The following is a 16,651-nucleotide window of genomic DNA, read 5'->3' as shown; positions in this document are numbered from 1 at the left end:
GCCATGTATGAAACTTTGATCCTGATGCTCGACGCCACGGTGCGAACCGCACCGCCGTTGATCCTGGCCGCCATGGCCGGCATGTTCTGCGAGCGCTCTGGCGTGGTCAACATCGCGCTGGAAGGGAAGCTGCTGGCAGCCGCCTTCGCCAGTGCCGCCGCGGCTGCGGTAACCGGTTCAGCCTGGATGGGTCTGCTGGTCGGCGTTGGCGTCTCGGTGCTGTTTGCCCTGCTGCACGGCTTTGCCACCATCACCCACCGCGGTGATCAGGTAGTGAGCGGTATGGCTATCAACATCCTGGCAGCCGGTCTGACCGTCACTCTGGGCCGTTTCTGGTTCGACCAAGGTGGCCAGACTCCGGCTCTGTCTGGTGCGGCCCGCTTCGCCCCCATCGACTTTCCGTATGCCAAAGAGCTGTATGACGTGCCGGTGATCGGCCAGCTCTACAGCGAGCTGCTGAGCGGACACTCCCTGCTGGAATACGTGGCGTTTGCCATCGTGCCGCTGGCCTGGTGGGTGCTGTTTCGTACCCGCTTCGGCCTGCGTCTGCGTGCCGTGGGTGAAGCCCCGGCGGCGGTCGATACTGCCGGTATCTCGGTGGTGCGGATGCGCTACACGGCTCTGCTGATCGGCGGCATCCTGGCCGGTATCGGCGGCACCTATCTGTCAGTGGCCCAAACCGCCCAGTTCATCCCCAACATGAGTGCGGGTAAGGGTTTTATGGCGCTGGCAGCACTGGTGTTTGGTAAGTGGCGTCCGTGGAACGCGCTGGCAGCCTGCCTGCTGTTCGGCTTCCTCGATGCGGTGGCCATCCGCCTGCAAGGCGTCACCATCGGTGGCTTCGAAATGCCGGTACAGCTGATCGAAGTGATCCCGTATGTGCTGACCGTCTTCCTGCTGGCTGGCTTTATCGGCAAGGCCGTAGCACCAAAAGCACTCGGTACCCCTTACGTCAAAGAGCGGGAATAACCGCGCTAAAGACAGACATGCAAAAGGCGGTGGAGCTTCCACCGCCTTTTCTTTTTGCGGCGTCTATTTCTGTGCAACACCGTCAAGAGTGATATCCACCCGGCGATCTTCAGCCAGACAGGAGACTAGCGCAGCGTGCGTGCTCTGATGGCAGCGATCGCCGGTGACCGGTGAACGCTCACCCATCCCGACCACTTCCACCTTGCCAGCCACCAGCCCTTTGCCAATCAGGTAATCCGCCACCACTTGCGCCCGCTGCTGCGACAGGCGCAGGTTGTACGCCTCACTGCCCAGACGGTCGGTGTGCCCGATGATCCGCGCAGTGCCATCGTGCGGATTAGCCGCGACCAGCTGACCAAACAGGGTATCGAGCTCCTGATGGGCAACCGGGCGCAGGCGGGCGCTATCAAATTCGAACAAAACGTCCGAACTCAGGCTAAAGCGATGGGGCGTCGGCACCAAAGCCGGCGCCGGTTGCACCGGTTGCGGTGCCACCACCGGTTCGGGCGCTGGCTGAACACGGCTACCAAAGCGGTAGATCATCCCGAGCGACAGCAGGCCGTTATTCATCTCGATTCCACTTTTATCGAGCGCCTTATCACCCAGTGGAGTGGTGTATTGGTATTCCAAACGCAGAGCCCAGTTGGGCTCGAACTCATATTCAGCACCAACAGCGCCAACAAATGCAGCGCCTGTATCGTCAGAACTATCGCTCACCCCTGCCGCCTGAATTTTGCTCTCCACTCTGGTATAAGCCCCACCAAGCCGGCCATAGAGATCAACGCCATTTTCGAGCGGGGCAATCAAGCGAACCGAGGCCTGCACCAGTTGTGCGGGGGCCTTGGCATCCAGATTAATGCCCCCGTAGCTTCCCTTAATGCGGTATTCCCCCAGCCAGTCATAGCCCACTTCAAACCCGACATGAGGATTGAGCTGGTAGCCAACAAAAGCCCCGAATCCAAAATCAGACGCATCGTTTTTGCGGGTTGTAAGGTTATCCAGAAGCTCAGAGGCGTCTGAGTTAATCTCTACGCTGTAAAACTTCGACCAACCCGCCTTGCCACCCAGATACCAGCTGTTATCCGGCGCAGCAGCCTGACTAGCACCACCTGCCAGCAAACCACCCAGTACCACTGCCAACGTTGTTTTTCTCATAGGTTTCTTTTCCTGCACATGAATCAGGGAGAGCGCACAATTGCAGCAATATTAAACATTGACCCAACAATTATTTGACCAACGGAAACCGAGAAATGTGATCGTGCTGACAAGCGAACATAAAAAAAGGAGCCATTGGCTCCTTTTTTTATGTTTGACAACGAGTTAGTCGTTATCTGGCAGTGTCTCATCGGTGGCCATATCGGCCGGGATATCCTGGCTTTCGCCATCGATATACCAGCCGGTCAGCACTTCAGCCAAGGTTTCAACCCCGATGTTGTTGAGCGAAGAGAAGGGCTCGACGCGGATATGCTCGCCAAAGGCGGCTGCGTCTTTACGCACCTTGATCACCTGGGTCTTGCGCGGGCCCGGACTCAGTTTGTCGGCCTTGGTCAGCAGCAGCAGTACCGGCAGATTACGGTGACGACTCCACTCCAGCATGTTCTGGTCGGTGTCTTTGAGCGGGTGGCGAATATCCATCAGGATCACCAAGCCTTTCAGAGATTCGCGGCGCTGCAGGTATTCAGCCAGGTGTTTTTGCCACTTGAGCTTCATTTCGAGCGGCACCTGGGCATAGCCGTAACCGGGCAAGTCCACCAAACGCTTACCCGGCTCCAGCTCAAACAGGTTGATAAGCTGGGTACGGCCCGGCGTTTTACTGGTGCGTGCCAGGTTCCTCTGCTGGGTCAGGGTGTTAAGCGCCGATGACTTGCCAGCATTGGAGCGACCGGCAAATGCGATTTCAATCCCGCCGTCATTGGGGAGATGGCGGATATCCGGTGCACTGGTCACAAAATGCACTTTTCTAAAGTTAAACACGGGTTTATCCAAGGTTATATCCCCATAAATTGAGCGGGCTAATTCGTTACTTTCTTGTAAATTAGTGTAAACTGATGCCGCAAATTGCTTATTTTAACATGCCTTCCACGGCATGGGATCTGGAAGCCGCACAACAAGAAAAGGGAGCGCCATGAAGCACCTTGCCTTTACCCTTCTCGTACTGGTTGGCATGACAGGCACGGTCCACGCCGCCGGTGACGCAACAGCCGGACAGGCTAAGTCGATGGTCTGCGCTGCCTGCCATGGACCGGATGGCAACAGCCCGGCCAACATTTATCCCAAGCTGGCTGGCCAGCACCCCGACTACCTCAAGAAGCAACTTGTTGAATTAAAGGCCGCAGTGTCAGGAAAACCGGGCCGCGCCAACCCCATCATGGGGCCGATGGCGATGCCACTCTCCGACAAGGATATGGACGATCTGGCCGCTTACTTTGCCAGTCAGCAGCCCACTCCGGTCGCCGTTCCTGACGAAGTGGTGGTGCAAGGTCGCGCACTTTACATGGGAGGTAACCCCGAGCGCAACCTGCCAGCGTGTATTGGTTGTCACGGACCGCGTGGTGAAGGGTTGGCACAAGCCAAATATCCCGCCCTGTCAGGCCAGCATCCGGCCTATATCAAGGCGCAACTGGAAGCCTTCCGCTCTGGCACCCGGGATAACGATCCCAACAGCATGATGCGCGATGTGTCCAACAAGCTGACCGACGACGATATCCGCATCCTCTCCCAATACGTGGCAGGTCTGCACTGATCCCTCGGGGCAGGCGGCACCCGCCCCTGCCCGCTTACCGCAGCCGGCTCTCCAAACGACGTAAGGTCTGATACTCCCCAAACGGCGACAGCCCATCGAGATGGCGGCGCAGCATATCGAGCGCGCAAAAAGCCAAAATCCGCTCGCGGCTGGCTCGATCCGGATGACGCACCTGCACCTTCTGCTCGAAGCGCTGGCCATTGATGTGAAGCAGCAGCGCCACCGCGTCGTCCTGTTCAGCGCCCACCACCAAGGTCACCCCGCACGATTCTGCCTGCAGCGCGCCCGGTTCAGCTGGCAACTGGCTCTCGAAGCGGGCGGTTAATTGGGGATAATCGCGGCAAAGCCGCTGCAGGGCACCACCGCTGGCGCACTCTTGCACGTAAAGAGGCGTGCCCGCCAGCCGGGAGAGAATGCTCTGCCAAGGCGGCGTATCACCACAACCCACCAACACCTCCTGCACCTGCTCCAGCAGCAGGGCTTCGGCTTGCTCCATGTCGGCGTCCGTGACGCCATGGCCGATCAGCTTGAGCTCAATCAGCGGCATGCTGGAGCGATAGCCCACCACGATGCCCTGTGGCCACGGCAGCGACGAGAGTCGATCACCCAGCGTCGATTCCGGCAACCCGAACGTATAGAAACGCCGTAACCGAGTCTGGATACCGGAATCATCTTGCAACCGTGGCAAGATCTGCTCCTCGACCATCTGGCGAAACTCAAACGGCACACCTGGTGTGAAGAACAAGCGGCAGGCGGCCTGCGTCACCATAAAGCCGCAGGCCGTGCCAACCGGATTGTCGAGCAGCACACTGCCACGGGGCAACCAGGCCTGCTTTTCATTGCTCGCTGACATGGGGCGGCCACGGCGGGCAAAGCGCTCGCGGATATTTTCCAGCCAGTCGGAGCGCAGCTCCAGCGGCGCGGCAAATGCCCGCGCCGCCGCTTCGGCGGTGAGATCATCCGTGGTGGGCCCCAGCCCGCCACAGACAATCACCACATCGCTGCGGCTGGCTGCGTCACTCAGCACTGCGATCAGGTCATTCATCTCGTCACCGACCGTATGGCGGCGGCGTACCTGCCACCCTCTTTCCAGCAGGAGGGCTGACAACCAAGCGGCATTGGTATCGACTACCAGACCGGTGACAATCTCGTCGCCGGTGCTGATCACTTCAATATGCATGGACGTCCTCACGTGGTGGCGTGTTCGAAGTAATAACTGATGCGGGTTCGCGGGTTGAGGTATTCAAAAATGGCCGGCGGCAATCGTTTGGGATGAATCACCTTGGCAATGGTTAGCCCCACCTGCTCCAGATCGATGATGGCGGCTTCGTGGCGCGGCACCCGTGCATCGTAGACTAGCACAGAGGGATAGAGCAGCCGCGAGGCATTGATCGACATCACTAGCCCGACCCGGCCATCGGAGAGCTGCACCACGCTACCCGGTGGATAGAGTCCGAGTAAGCGGACCAGTTTGGACAAATAGTGATCGTTGAACTGACTGCGCCGCTGTTTGTAGAGGCTACTGAGGGCCGAATAGGGCACCCGCGACTTCACATGACACAGATTGTCGTACTCGTTAACCAGCGATACCAGCTGGGAGAGTGGGTCAATCTGGTTGCCTTTCAGCCCGTCCGGATAGCCGCTGCCATCGAGGTATTCATGGTGGCGCAGCACGATTCCACGCGCCTCGTCGGGGAAATTCTTGGTCAGCGAGAGTAGCTCCAGCCCATAGCGCGGATGCTGCGCCATCAAGTTGATTTCGGGCATGGTCAGCGGCTCGGTCTTGCGCAGGATCTGGCTGGGAATTTTCAGCTTGCCGATGTCGTGGAACAGGGCGCCAAGCCCGACCAGATTGATCTGTTCGGCCTCCATGCCACTCTCGCGCGCCAACATCATGCTAAGCACGCAGACGTTGAGGGAGTGGAAGAAGAAGTTGTTACCGTCATCGCCGTCGGAGACCAGGTGCAGCACCATTTCATCGGCCGAGAGCAGCTGCTCGGTCATGCTGACCACCAACTCTTCAGCATCACTGATAGCGTTGAGCGGACGGCTCTGGATCTTGCCCATCAGTGCTCGCACCTGCGCCAGCGATTGCTGGAACTGCTTTTCACAGTGCTGCAGGCTGCGCCGGTACTGCTGCAGCTGCTCGATACGGCGATCTTTCTCGGCCAGCATGGCTGCCTGACGTTCAGCCAGGGCTGATTCATCTTCCTTATCAACAGTGTGAGTCTGCGCTTCCTGCAAGGGCAGCGGCGGCTTGTCACTCTTGTCGGGGATGATAACGACCTGTTTGAGGCCGAGCCGGCGAATCAGTTCGATCTGCTCCTGCTCTTTGATCAGAAAGCTGGAGAACAGAAAGGGGTGCTCCCGCCAGCCAAGAGGAAGCGAGACATAATTACCCACCTGTAATCGGTCAACAGAGATCTTGATGCCCGCCATACCAAGAGAATATCAGCCCCGTTACCGCTAATGCTAGATAAAGCCCGTTTTTGCGACAACGGTATAGATGACACTCGGGTTAGTTTGTAATAGGCTTCTGGATGTCCAGACATATTTACTGATGTAGTACAGGGAGTGAGCATGCCAATCAAGATTTCGGATCAGCTGCCGGCCGCCACCGTTCTAAGCGAAGAGAACATCTTCGTGATGACCGAATCGCGCGCCGTCACCCAGAACATTCGTCCGCTGCGGGTGCTGATCCTCAACCTCATGCCCAAGAAGATTGAAACCGAAATTCAGCTGCTACGCATGCTCTCCAATACTCCCCTGCAGGTGGATGTGGATCTGCTGCGCATCGATGACCGTGAATCACGCAATACGCCGCAAGCTCACCTCGAGAACTTCTATCACGACTTCGAGCAGGTTCGGCACAACAACTATGACGGCATGATCATCACCGGCGCACCGCTCGGTCTGGTGGAGTTTGAAGATGTGGTCTATTGGGAGCGCATCGATGAGATCATCCGCTGGTCGCACGAACACGCCACCTCGACCCTGTTTCTTTGTTGGGCGGTACAGGCCGCTCTCAAGGTTCTGTACGGCATGGAAAAACAGACCCGCAGCGAGAAGCTGTCCGGGGTCTACAACCATCGCCGACTGGTCGATCACGAACCGCTGCTGCGCGGCTTTGACGATGAATTCCTGGCACCCCACTCGCGCTATGCCGCCTTCGATGGCGAGCTGATCCGCACTCACACCGATCTCCAGATTTTTGCCGAATCGGACGAGGCCGGTGTTTATCTGGCAGCCACTCAGGATTGCCGTCAGGTGTTTGTCACCGGTCACCCCGAATATGACGCCTTGACTCTGGATCAGGAGTATCAACGCGATCTGGCTGCCGGTATCAACCCCAAGATTCCGGTCAACTACTACCCCGGCAACGATCCGGCGCAGCCGCCGCGCGCCAGCTGGCGCAGCCACGGCCATCTGCTGTTTACCAACTGGCTCAACTACTACGTCTACCAGCTCACCAGCTATCGGCTGGAAGACATCGGCAAGGTGTTTACCTACGGCAACAAGAACTAAACGCCAAGGGCAGACCCAACGACGCCGGGCTGTTATGCTCGGCGTTTTGTTTGATTGCGGGAGCGTTAACTGTGATTGCACTGATTCAGCGGGTGAGCGAAGCGAGCGTCACCATCGACAACCAAGTAGCAGGCGCCATCGGCCCCGGTTTGCTGGTGCTGCTCGGCGTCGAGCAGGGCGATACCGAAACCCATGCCGACAAGCTGCTGCACAAGGTGCGCGGTTACCGGATCTTCCCCGATGCGGACGGCAAGATGAATCTGAATGTGGAGCAGACCGGCGGCAGCCTGCTGATCGTCTCTCAATTCACGCTGGCCGCCGATACCCGTAAGGGAATGCGTCCGGGCTTCTCCACCGGCGCTCACCCGAGCGACGCCGAGCGGTTGTATGACTACTTTGTCGAGCAGTCACGCCTGTCAGGCATGCCGACCGAAACCGGCCGCTTTGCTGCTGACATGCAGGTATCGCTCAATAATGTGGGGCCGACCACCTTCTGGCTGCAGGTCTGATACCCGCTATGACATCTGGCCCGGATAGTCGAGCATTAGGATGCAGTTGCGATAGCCGGGCAGTGGCCACACCCGCGCCGGGCTCAACCAGCGTTCACACAGCGAGAGCACCCGCTCCAGCTCAAGCCCGGTGCGCGGCAGCAAGTTAATCAGCAGTCGCCCAGCCAGCCGTTCACGCAATATCTGGTAGATCCCCGGCTGAAACAGCAGGGGCGGGTTGCCATCCTGGCTGAACAGATCGAGCAAGATCAGATCGAACCGACCATCAGCCTGCAGCAAGAAGGCGTGAGCCTCCTGCAGATGCAGCGCCGGGCGCTCCTCCCCCTGAAAATAGTGGCGATAGAGCTCAATCACCTCGTCATCTAAATCGACGCAGTGCAGCTCGGCCGCCGGCCAACGCCCGGCCAAGTGGCGAATCATGTCACCACCGCCCAGCCCCAGCTCAAGGATCCGGCTTGCTTGCTCGGGTAACCACTGCACCAGCAGATCCTGATGCGGCAGGCACAAGCGGGATGGGTCACCATGACTGCGTACCGACTGCACCACTCCGTCGATTTCGAGCCAGCGATGCTGCTCGTTTTCAAGGACGCAGAGGCGCCGCCCCAGCCGGCAGGAGAGATGCAGCATAGTGTCGGCGTGGCGCCCTTCCAGATTGAAGTTCATGGCATTGCACGGCAAGATGGGTTTCCCTCCAGTTTAATCCAAGGAATGGTTCATGTACCGGGTGGTCACCCCGCAAACCGACGCCGAGCTCGACGCCTACTATCTGCTGCGCTGGGAACTGCTGCGCAAGCCTTTCAACCTGCCGCTTGGCTCCGAACGTGACGAATATGACACGGTGTCGCTGCACCGCATGATGCTGACCCCTGAAGGTCGCCCCGTCGCGGTCGGTCGCCTGTTTATCGGTGGTGACGAGGCACAGATCCGCTTTATGGCGATTCAGCCCGAGTTCCGTGGACTGGGGCTGGGCAGCCTTATGGTCGAGGATCTCGAAGAGCTGGCGCGCCAGGAAAATGTCAAACGTCTGGTGATGAACGCCCGCCAGGAAGCGGTGGAATTCTACCGCAAGTGCGGCTTCCTTGAAGTGGGTGGTGGCCCGATGACCCTCGGCCACATCCCCCATCGTCAGATGATCAAATCACTGACCCCGCTACAGACTATCCGCTATCGCTCCGAGTGGTGCCAGGATCTGGCCACCCGCTGGTCCCGTGGTATTCCCATGTGCGACCGAATGGGCATCAACATCACCCATTATGACGGCCAGACCTTCCACCTCACTGCCAACCTGGCCGCTAACCAGAACGTGCACGATACCATGTTCGCTGGCAGCGCCTATGGTATGTGCGTGCTGGCCGGCTGGGGCCTGATCTGGCTGCAGCTCAAAGAGGTCGGGCTGGTTGGCGATACCGTGCTGGAAGAGGGCAATATCCGCTACTACCGCCAAATAGACGAATACCCGGAAGCCCGGGTCGCCCGGGAAGGATTACCGGCAGTGCTGATGCCACTGCGCGGTGGCGAAGCAGCCCGCTTCGGGTTGGCGATTCAGCTCTACAGCGGTGACAAGCTGGCTGCCGAGTTTACCGGCCACTACGTGGTGCAGCCGGTTCGCAAGATCTGATTATCCTTATTGCACGCTGCTGGCGGCACTGACGGCCTCTGCCACCTTACTGGCAGGGGTCGGCTGACTGGCCAGCTCGGCTGACGGCGCCGCCGCGGCCGTCTCGTCGTCAACCTGACGCAATCTGCCGGCACGGCCCTGATCCGGGAAAGGCACGCCCAACCGGTTCCAGCTGCATTCACTCTTCTCGGCCGGGAAACGCCAGGCGACGGTTGGTTCGCGCCAGGGGCCACGCCACTCGCTGACCAGCTCGGCGCAGCCCTGACGGTTCAACACGCCGAGATCGATGCCCCACTGCTGGGTCGTCAAATCAACCTGACCCCGCGCGGCAATCAGGTGGGTGATGGTCGTCCCCGCCCCGCCATCGAGAGTCAGCTTGCCAGCACTAGCCTGTCCTTTGAGGGCAATCCGGTAGAACGGGGTATCCCCCTGCTGCATCGCTTTCCACAGGGCAGCCACATCGAGTGATGGTGCTGCCTTTTGGCTAAACCATTGATCGAGCAGAGGATCAATCTTGACTCCCTCCCAGAAGGGCTCATCAAGAGTGAGACTGAACGGACCGGTCAGGTTCTCGCGCCAGCGGCTGCTGTCACTGCTTTGCAGATCCAGCGCCAGATCGCCCTTGCCAGCCCACGATACCGGCGAGTGGGTAATCTTGCCCCACTGCTCCAGATCCAGTTTTTTTCCATCAAGGGTGATGCGCCCGGTCTGGCCAGCCACAACTCCCCAGTTACCGGCCAGCTTGAGATGCCCATCATCAGGCAGGCCACTTTCCAGATTGCGCAGCTGCCACTGCTCGGGAGTGAGTTCGAGCAGCAGCTCACCCTTGCGGCTCGACAGGCCGTCCCACACCAGCTCTTCCCAGTGACTTTCGAGACGGGCGCGGCCAATCAGCGGCACCACTTGGTTGTCCTGCAGACGAGCATCGTTAAGAAACAGCTGCCAGTTGATCAGCGACAGCGGCACCGCGTCGTCAAACGAGAGCACCCGCATCCGATCCAGCGCAATGCGGCGCACATCGAGGCGCGACGGGCGCCAGCTCTGCCATGACTGCCACCACCCCTCGGGCAGCGAGACTTCCATGCCGCTCAGGGTGAGATCCTTGATGGTCCATTCCGAGCGAGCCGGTGCGGCGCTTAGCTCAAGGTTGAAATCGCCATCATAGGCCTTGCCCTTGAGCTCGGCATCGATGCGATCCGGATACATGGCAAAGTCTGCATTGATCCCTTCGAGCTGAAACAAGCCACTGCCGATTTCGCCAAGCGAGCCATGGATAAAACCGGTTGGGCTCTGGCCACGCTGCCACTCAATGCCGCCAAGGCTCACATTGATGTCGTTAAGGCCAATGGACTGGGTCAGCGCATTGAGGCTGACCTGCACCAGCTCACCGTGGCTGATGGAGACCTGATCGAGCGGAAACTGCAATTTGTTGAGATCGCCCAGCTCGATGTTCATGCCAGTGGCCTTGAAGCGATCGAGCTGCAGGCTGCGCGCCCCCCAGTCGAGCACCATGTCGGTTTCGAGCATGCCATCAAAGGCGTTGGCCACCAGCTTGTCTACCGACAGCTTCTGCCCCTCCAACCGGCCGGTCAAAGAGAGTCGTGACAGGGCCAGCCAGGGCGTTTCCAGCGCATTGATAGAAAGAGTGAGATTAGCCTGCGGAGGGTGACCCTGATCGATCAGCTGCCAGTCGCGGATCCCGGCTGAAAGGCCCGTCACCTTGCCCAGCGGCCCACTCAAGGAGAGGCGATCGATACGGCCATCGGCCACGCTGAGGCGATTGATCGGTAGCGTCGGCAGCCCTTCCGGCAAGGGCAGGGTGATTTGTGGGCGAATCAAATCAAGGTGTGCCAGTCGCACATCGCGCTGCAGCCAGTCCACCGACTCCACTTCCACATAGAGCTTGTCGAGTGTCAGGGCATTGCCCACCTTCACCTGCTCGGCAAGCAGGGTGTAGGGGTGCAGTGGATTGAACATCAACTTGCCGATGGTGACCGGCTCTCCGCTTTGGGTCGATAACCAGCGGGCCAGCGGCTCCTTGGCGCGATCGGCATCAAACAGCCCTAAGGCAACCCAGATGAGCAGCATCAGGAAGGCAAAGGTGTACATGAGGGCTCGTAGCCAGGACTTCATCGCTTCTCCTCCCGGGATTCTGGTCGCAATCAGACCGCCGAATAGTGTTCACGCACCCCGAGCCAGCGGCGGATCAGGGGATCGACCTGACTGGCATGGTGATCCATCAGGTAACGGGCCAGCTTCTGCACCTGGGGTATCAGCGGCTGGTCACGCACCAGATCGGCAATTTTCAAATCAGCCAGCCCGGTCTGGCGGGTCCCCAGCAACTCGCCGGGGCCACGCAGCTCAAGGTCGCGCTGGGCAATCACAAAGCCATCGTTGGTTTCACGCAGCACACCAAGCCGGCTCTGCGCCGTTTTTGACAAGGGGGCGTGGTAGAGCAGTACGCAGTGGGAGGCGACCGCCCCCCGACCGACCCGGCCACGCAGCTGGTGCAATTGCGCCAGACCAAGCCGCTCGGGGTTTTCGATGATCATCAGGCTGGCATTGGGCACGTCCACCCCGACTTCAATCACGGTGGTCGCCACCAGCAGTTGCAGGATACCGGCCTTGAACTCCTCCATGACCCGCTGCTTCTCGACCGGCCGCATGCGGCCATGCACCAGCCCGATATGCAGTCCGGGCAGCAGGCGCTGCAATTCGGCGGCCGTGTCTTCGGCTGCCTGACACTCCAGCACCTCAGACTCTTCGATCAGGGTGCAGACCCAATAGGCCTGTTTGCCCTCGCTGCAGGCCAATTTCACCCGCTCTATCACATCGCTGCGGCGGGTGTCCGGCACCGCGACCGTGGTGATGGGCGTACGGCCCGGCGGCAGCTCGTCGATGATCGAGGTATCGAGATCGGCATACGCGGTCATCGCCAACGTCCGCGGGATCGGCGTCGCGGTCATGATCAGCTGGTGCGGATGCACGCCATCACGCTCGCCTTTCTCACGCAGCGCCAGCCGTTGATGCACCCCAAAGCGGTGCTGCTCGTCGATGATGACCAGCCCCAGACGCTGAAAGTTGACCTGCTCCTGAAAGATGGCGTGAGTGCCCACCACCATGGCGGCCGAGCCATCGGCAATGGCGGCCAGAGCACTCTCGCGCGCCTTTCCCTTCTGCTTGCCCGCCAGCCAGCCGACCTGAATGCCGAGCGGCTCGAGCCAGCGGGCAAAGTTGATGGCATGCTGCTCGGCCAATAGTTCAGTCGGCGCCATCATCCCGACCTGATAACCGTTGCCAATCGCCTGCAACGCCGCCAATGCAGCCACCAGCGTCTTGCCCGAGCCAACATCCCCCTGCACCAGCCGCATCATGGGATGGGAGCGCTGCAGATCGACACTGATCTCGGCCACCACCCGTTGCTGAGCACCGGTTGGGGTGAACGGCAAGGCGGCAAGCAGCTGATTGACCAGATCCGGTGCTGGCGGCAGCGAGACCGAACGCTGGGTCTGCGCCTTGGCGCGCACCTTGAGCACCGAGAGGTTGTGCGCCAGCAGCTCTTCCATCACCAGTCGCGACTGGGCTGGATGGCGACCACTCTCGAGCTGATCAAGTGCCACATCAGGCGGCGGACGGTGCAGCAGACGCAGCGCTGCGCCAAGCGAGATCTGGGTCGGATAGAGTCCGGCAGGCAGCAGCTCCTCCACACCAAACTCATCGAGCAGAGCCAGCGCCTGATCGGTGAGACTGCGCAAGGTCTGCTGACGCAACCCTTCGGTGGTGGGATAAACAGGGGTGAGCGCCTCTTCGATCTGGCCAGCCTGGGTCTCGTCGAGCAGCTTGTATTCGGGGTGGATAATTTCGAGGCCAAACTTGCCGGGACGGATTTCGCCAAAGCAGCGGATCAGGCGTCCGGCAGTAAGGCTGTTTTTCTGGGCGGCGGTGAAATTGAAAAAGCGCAGAGTGACGGTGCCAGAGCCATCGCTGACGCGGCACACCAGCATGCGCTTGCGTCCCATCACCAACTGGTTGTCCTGGATCTCCCCCTCGACCGCACAGGTCGAGCCGGGCAGCAGATCGCCGATCGGCCAGACCCGGGTGCGATCCTCATAGCGGTGCGGCAGATGAAACAGCAGATCCTGGACCGTGGCCAATCCCAGCCGCTCCAGCTTCTCCTGCATCTTGCCGCCCACCCCCTTGAGGCTGTCCAGCGGGATTTTATCCAATTTCATCAACCAGATGCCCGACGATACTGTAAATATGTCCAGAGAATAACAAAGGCCTGCCGAAAACGGGAGGCCTTTGGAATGTGGTCGGGGTGCCCTGACGGGCCAAATCAGATGATGCGCTTGAGCAACAGGTGAGCCTTGACCCGGTGGATACGCGCCAGCAGGCGACGCACCTGCTCCGGATAATCACTGATCTGCTCCACGTCATCGAAGTGGGCCACCCGGCGGGTATGCTGCAGGATATTCTCTTTCTCACGGCCAAAGCGTTCGCCGAGCAGACGCTGGCTATCCTGCACCAGAATGCCGTTTTCCAGATCCAGTGCCCAGGCGCGCGGGTTGAGGTTGTTACCGGTCAACAGCGCCCATTCACCATCGACGAACATGCCCTTCAGGTGATAGGAGTGACGCTCGTGACACCAGAGCTGCATATTGAGCAGACCGTTGTCGATAAAGCGCTGATTACGCTGGGCAAACTTGCGCAGGTTCGCCTCATACAGATAAGGCAAACCACCGATGGTCGAAAACTTCTCTTCCGGCGGAATGTAGAAATCGTTCGCGGTCTTGTCACCCACCACTATGGTGACCCGCTTGCCATAACGCAGCAGCCGCTCGATATCACGGGCCAGCTCTTTGGGCAGGTTGAAATAAGGCGTGCAGATAAAGATCTCGCGCTCGCAGCTGCGCACCAGATTGCGGATCATCCAGTTGAGCTCGTTGCGGCGTTTGCCAAGACCGACCAACGGCGTCACCGCCACTTCGCCCTCACCGGCCAGGCCGGAGTTAAAGTGATAGTGACTGCTGGCCAACATCCCCTTGAAGCGGCGGATCGCGCCCTTGAGCTGCTTGGCGGTGGGCACAGCCGGACGATCCAGTCGCTGCACCGCCTCGCTGGTGAGAAAATAATCGTTCACGTAGCGCACCATGGCGCCAGCCAGTTCAGCACTCTGAATCTGGTGATAGCGGTCGAAACGGTAGCGATCCTGCTGATGCAGGTAGACATCGTTGAGACTGGCGCCCGAATAGAGCACGCTGTCATCGAAGATAAAGCCCTTGAGGTGCAGCACCCCCAGCAGCTCGCGCCCTTTAACCGGTACGCCGTAAATCTCGATGTGTTCTTTGTGCTCGGCAGCCTGCGCCTGATAAAGCAGATGATTGCCGCCTTGGGCACCTTTGCCAATCAGGCCGCGCTGGGCACGGTGGAAATCGACGAACACCTTCACATCCAGCGCCGGATTGCGCGCCTTGGCGGCATACAGGGCAGCCAGGATTTCACGCCCGGCAGCGTCATCTTGCAGATAGAGCGCCACCAGATAGATGCGCACGGTCGCCTGCTCAATCAGGGAGAGAATGCGCTGCTTGAAATCTTTGGCGCTGTAGAGCACGTCAACACGATCAGCCGCTACGGCGATCTTGGGAAGCTGTTCAAGCAGCTGTCGGTAATGAGCCGGAAAATGCATAGAAAGACCTGAAATCACTGCGTTACACGTTCCACTCGAAACGAGGAATGGGCAATTCTAGCAACGTGTGGCTCTGCTCCCAAGCAAGAATCGATAAAAAGTCGATACAGACAACAGAACAACAGGGCCGGTTTGGACCCGACCCTGTCGTTCTCTGGTTAGAACACGATGCTGGCCAGTGCCACAATCGTGAACGACACCGTTCCTAAAAGGGTTTCCATTACAGTCCAGGTTTTAAGGGTGGTTTTCTCGTCCATGCCAAGGAAGCGCCCCACCAGCCAGAAGCCGGAATCATTAAAGTGCGACAGCACAGTCGAGCCGCCGGCAATGGCGATCACGATAAAGGTCAGATCCAGTTCACTGAGCCCGGCAGTAGCTGCCACGGTTGGCGCCATCAGGGCTGCCGTAGTGGTCAACGCCACGGTCGCAGAGCCTTGCGCCACCCGCAGTGCAGTGGCAACCAGGAAGGCGGCCAGAATGACCGGCATGCCGGTATCGGAGAGTACATCCGCCAAGGCAGCACCAATGCCACTGGCACGCAGCACACCGCCAAACATACCACCGGCACCGGTCACCAGAATCACCGCACAAACCGGACCGAGTGCGTCGTTACAGAACTTCTCGAGCTGAACCTTGCCCTGGGTCAGGCGGAACATCCAAAGGGAGTACATCACGGTGATCAGCAGCGCCACCGGGGTTTTACCCACCATTCGAAGTATGTTCACCCAGTGGGCACTCTTGTCGACAATGCCCATGGCGCCGAGGGTGTTAAGCCCGGTATCCATGAAGATCAGCACCAGCGGCAACAAGAGCACCGAGATAACCTGACCAAAACTCGGCGCATTGGTGTGCTTGACCTGCTCGTCGGCTACATAGGTCGCTGGCAGCGGGATCTCGAACTTTTTACCGGCCCACAGACCAAACAGATAGGCACCGATATACCAGGTCGGGATGGCAACCAGCAGCCCAACGACAGTCAGCAAACCAATGTTGGCACCCAGCAGTTCACTGGCGGCAACCGGGCCCGGATGGGGCGGCAAAAAGGCATGCATCACCGCAAAGGCACCGGCCGATGGCAGGGCATATTTGAGCACCGAGCCACCGAACTGTTTTGCCACACTAAAGATGATCGGCAGCATCACGATTAGGCCCGCATCAAAGAAGATGGGGAACCCGAACATCAGGGAAGCCACACCCAACGCCATCGGTGCACGGTGCGGTCCGAAACGGTTAATCAGGGTATCGGCCAGCACTTTGGCGCCACCGGTCATCTCGAGGATCCGGCCAATCATGGCGCCGAGACCCACCAGCAAGGCAACCGAGGCCAGCGTGGCCCCAAAGCCGCTCAGCAGTGTCGGGATGACCTGGTCATAGGTCACTCCAGTCGCCAACGCAGTGATCAGGCTGACCAGCGTCAAGGCGACAAAGGCGTGCACCTTGAATCGCATGATCAGCACAAGCAGCAAGACGATGGCACCACCCGCAACGGATAGCAGATATGCCACATCGGGTGTGTTCACCGCTCCATCCATATTTATGTCCTCAATTGGTTCTTGTTGTTACTCTGCACTTTTATGTGCTCCACTTCACACTGCGTAACG

14 protein-coding genes are annotated in these 16,651 nt (G+C 59.3%); 5 read left to right on the top strand and 9 right to left on the bottom strand.

Annotated features, from left to right (window positions below; translation table 11 throughout):
• Window positions 1-3: 3 nt before the first annotated feature.
• Window positions 4-969 carry an ABC transporter permease gene (locus BW958_RS11555; protein ID WP_076575887.1) on the top strand — a complete coding sequence of 322 codons (966 nt, stop codon included), beginning with the start codon at window positions 4-6 and terminating at the stop codon, window positions 967-969.
• A gap of 63 nt (window positions 970-1,032) precedes the next feature.
• Here BW958_RS11555 and ompA read toward each other — a convergent pair whose 3' ends face one another.
• Both ompA and yihA read right to left on the bottom strand, forming a co-directional pair.
• Complete coding sequence (gene ompA / locus BW958_RS11550) at window positions 1,033-2,124, bottom strand: porin OmpA (RefSeq protein ID WP_076575886.1); 1,092 nt, start codon at window positions 2,122-2,124, stop codon at window positions 1,033-1,035.
• A gap of 165 nt (window positions 2,125-2,289) precedes the next feature.
• A complete protein-coding gene (gene yihA / locus BW958_RS11545) occupies window positions 2,290-2,955 on the bottom strand; it encodes a ribosome biogenesis GTP-binding protein YihA/YsxC (protein WP_076575885.1) in 666 nt (221 codons plus the stop codon).
• Window positions 2,956-3,094: 139 nt separating this feature from the next.
• Here yihA and BW958_RS11540 point away from each other — a divergent pair, with 139 nt between their 5' ends.
• Window positions 3,095-3,712, top strand: a complete 618-nt coding sequence (locus BW958_RS11540; protein WP_076575884.1) for a c-type cytochrome — start codon at window positions 3,095-3,097, stop codon at window positions 3,710-3,712.
• A 34-nt stretch (window positions 3,713-3,746) separates the two neighbouring features.
• On the opposite strand, the gene BW958_RS11535 is transcribed toward BW958_RS11540, so the two are convergent.
• Both BW958_RS11535 and BW958_RS11530 read right to left on the bottom strand, forming a co-directional pair.
• A complete protein-coding gene (locus tag BW958_RS11535; protein WP_076575883.1) occupies window positions 3,747-4,892 on the bottom strand; it encodes a molybdopterin-binding protein in 1,146 nt (381 codons plus the stop codon).
• An 8-nt stretch (window positions 4,893-4,900) separates the two neighbouring features.
• Window positions 4,901-6,151, bottom strand: a complete 1,251-nt coding sequence (locus BW958_RS11530) for an HD-GYP domain-containing protein (protein ID WP_076575882.1) — start codon at window positions 6,149-6,151, stop codon at window positions 4,901-4,903.
• Between the two features lie 141 nt (window positions 6,152-6,292).
• Here BW958_RS11530 and metA point away from each other — a divergent pair, with 141 nt between their 5' ends.
• Window positions 6,293-7,237, top strand: coding sequence for a homoserine O-acetyltransferase MetA (gene metA, locus BW958_RS11525; protein ID WP_076575881.1), 945 nt, complete (start codon window positions 6,293-6,295; stop codon window positions 7,235-7,237).
• 71 nt (window positions 7,238-7,308) lie between these two features.
• The gene (gene dtd / locus BW958_RS11520) at window positions 7,309-7,746 is read left to right on the top strand and encodes a D-aminoacyl-tRNA deacylase (protein ID WP_076575880.1); all 438 of its coding nucleotides are present in this window, start codon (window positions 7,309-7,311) and stop codon (window positions 7,744-7,746) included.
• A gap of 6 nt (window positions 7,747-7,752) precedes the next feature.
• Here dtd and BW958_RS11515 read toward each other — a convergent pair whose 3' ends face one another.
• Window positions 7,753-8,409, bottom strand: a complete 657-nt coding sequence (locus tag BW958_RS11515; RefSeq protein WP_076575879.1) for a spermidine synthase — start codon at window positions 8,407-8,409, stop codon at window positions 7,753-7,755.
• Window positions 8,410-8,461: 52 nt separating this feature from the next.
• Between BW958_RS11515 and BW958_RS11510 the strand changes: the two genes are divergently transcribed.
• Entirely contained in the window at window positions 8,462-9,364 is a 903-nt protein-coding gene (locus BW958_RS11510; protein ID WP_076575878.1) for a bifunctional GNAT family N-acetyltransferase/hotdog fold thioesterase, read from the top strand.
• 6 nt (window positions 9,365-9,370) lie between these two features.
• On the opposite strand, the gene BW958_RS11505 is transcribed toward BW958_RS11510, so the two are convergent.
• The 4 genes from BW958_RS11505 to BW958_RS11490 form a co-directional block, all read right to left on the bottom strand.
• Window positions 9,371-11,497 (bottom strand): AsmA family protein, encoded by a 2,127-nt coding sequence (locus BW958_RS11505; RefSeq protein WP_076575877.1) that lies wholly within the window; start codon window positions 11,495-11,497, stop codon window positions 9,371-9,373.
• A gap of 29 nt (window positions 11,498-11,526) precedes the next feature.
• Entirely contained in the window at window positions 11,527-13,596 is a 2,070-nt protein-coding gene (recG, locus tag BW958_RS11500; RefSeq protein ID WP_076575876.1) for an ATP-dependent DNA helicase RecG, read from the bottom strand.
• Window positions 13,597-13,700: 104 nt separating this feature from the next.
• On the bottom strand, window positions 13,701-15,050 hold the full coding sequence (pssA, locus tag BW958_RS11495; RefSeq protein WP_076575875.1) for a CDP-diacylglycerol--serine O-phosphatidyltransferase: 1,350 nt from the start codon (window positions 15,048-15,050) through the stop codon (window positions 13,701-13,703).
• A gap of 158 nt (window positions 15,051-15,208) precedes the next feature.
• On the bottom strand, window positions 15,209-16,570 hold the full coding sequence (locus BW958_RS11490) for a GntP family permease (RefSeq protein ID WP_256701990.1): 1,362 nt from the start codon (window positions 16,568-16,570) through the stop codon (window positions 15,209-15,211).
• Window positions 16,571-16,651 lie beyond the last annotated feature (81 nt).

The sequence above is a fragment of the Aeromonas sp. RU39B genome, assembly GCF_900156095.1.
Lineage (GTDB): Bacteria > Pseudomonadota > Gammaproteobacteria > Enterobacterales > Aeromonadaceae > Aeromonas.
Note: the sequence above shows the minus strand (reverse complement) of the source record. Positions and strands in the feature narration are given on the sequence as shown.

Bases quoted from the DNA above. Each gene is read 5' to 3' on its own strand.
- BW958_RS11555 (WP_076575887.1), top strand. From the start codon at position 4: ATGTATGAAACTTTGATCCTGATGCTCGACGCCACGGTGCGAACCGCA.
- ompA (WP_076575886.1), bottom strand. From the start codon at position 2,124: ATGAGAAAAACAACGTTGGCAGTGGTACTGGGTGGTTTGCTGGCAGGT.
- BW958_RS11540 (WP_076575884.1), top strand. From the start codon at position 3,095: ATGAAGCACCTTGCCTTTACCCTTCTCGTACTGGTTGGCATGACAGGC.
- BW958_RS11535 (WP_076575883.1), bottom strand. From the start codon at position 4,892: ATGCATATTGAAGTGATCAGCACCGGCGACGAGATTGTCACCGGTCTG.
- BW958_RS11530 (WP_076575882.1), bottom strand. From the start codon at position 6,151: ATGGCGGGCATCAAGATCTCTGTTGACCGATTACAGGTGGGTAATTAT.
- metA (WP_076575881.1), top strand. From the start codon at position 6,293: ATGCCAATCAAGATTTCGGATCAGCTGCCGGCCGCCACCGTTCTAAGC.
- BW958_RS11515 (WP_076575879.1), bottom strand. From the start codon at position 8,409: ATGAACTTCAATCTGGAAGGGCGCCACGCCGACACTATGCTGCATCTC.
- BW958_RS11510 (WP_076575878.1), top strand. From the start codon at position 8,462: ATGTACCGGGTGGTCACCCCGCAAACCGACGCCGAGCTCGACGCCTAC.
- BW958_RS11505 (WP_076575877.1), bottom strand. From the start codon at position 11,497: ATGAAGTCCTGGCTACGAGCCCTCATGTACACCTTTGCCTTCCTGATG.
- recG (WP_076575876.1), bottom strand. From the start codon at position 13,596: ATGAAATTGGATAAAATCCCGCTGGACAGCCTCAAGGGGGTGGGCGGC.
- pssA (WP_076575875.1), bottom strand. From the start codon at position 15,050: ATGCATTTTCCGGCTCATTACCGACAGCTGCTTGAACAGCTTCCCAAG.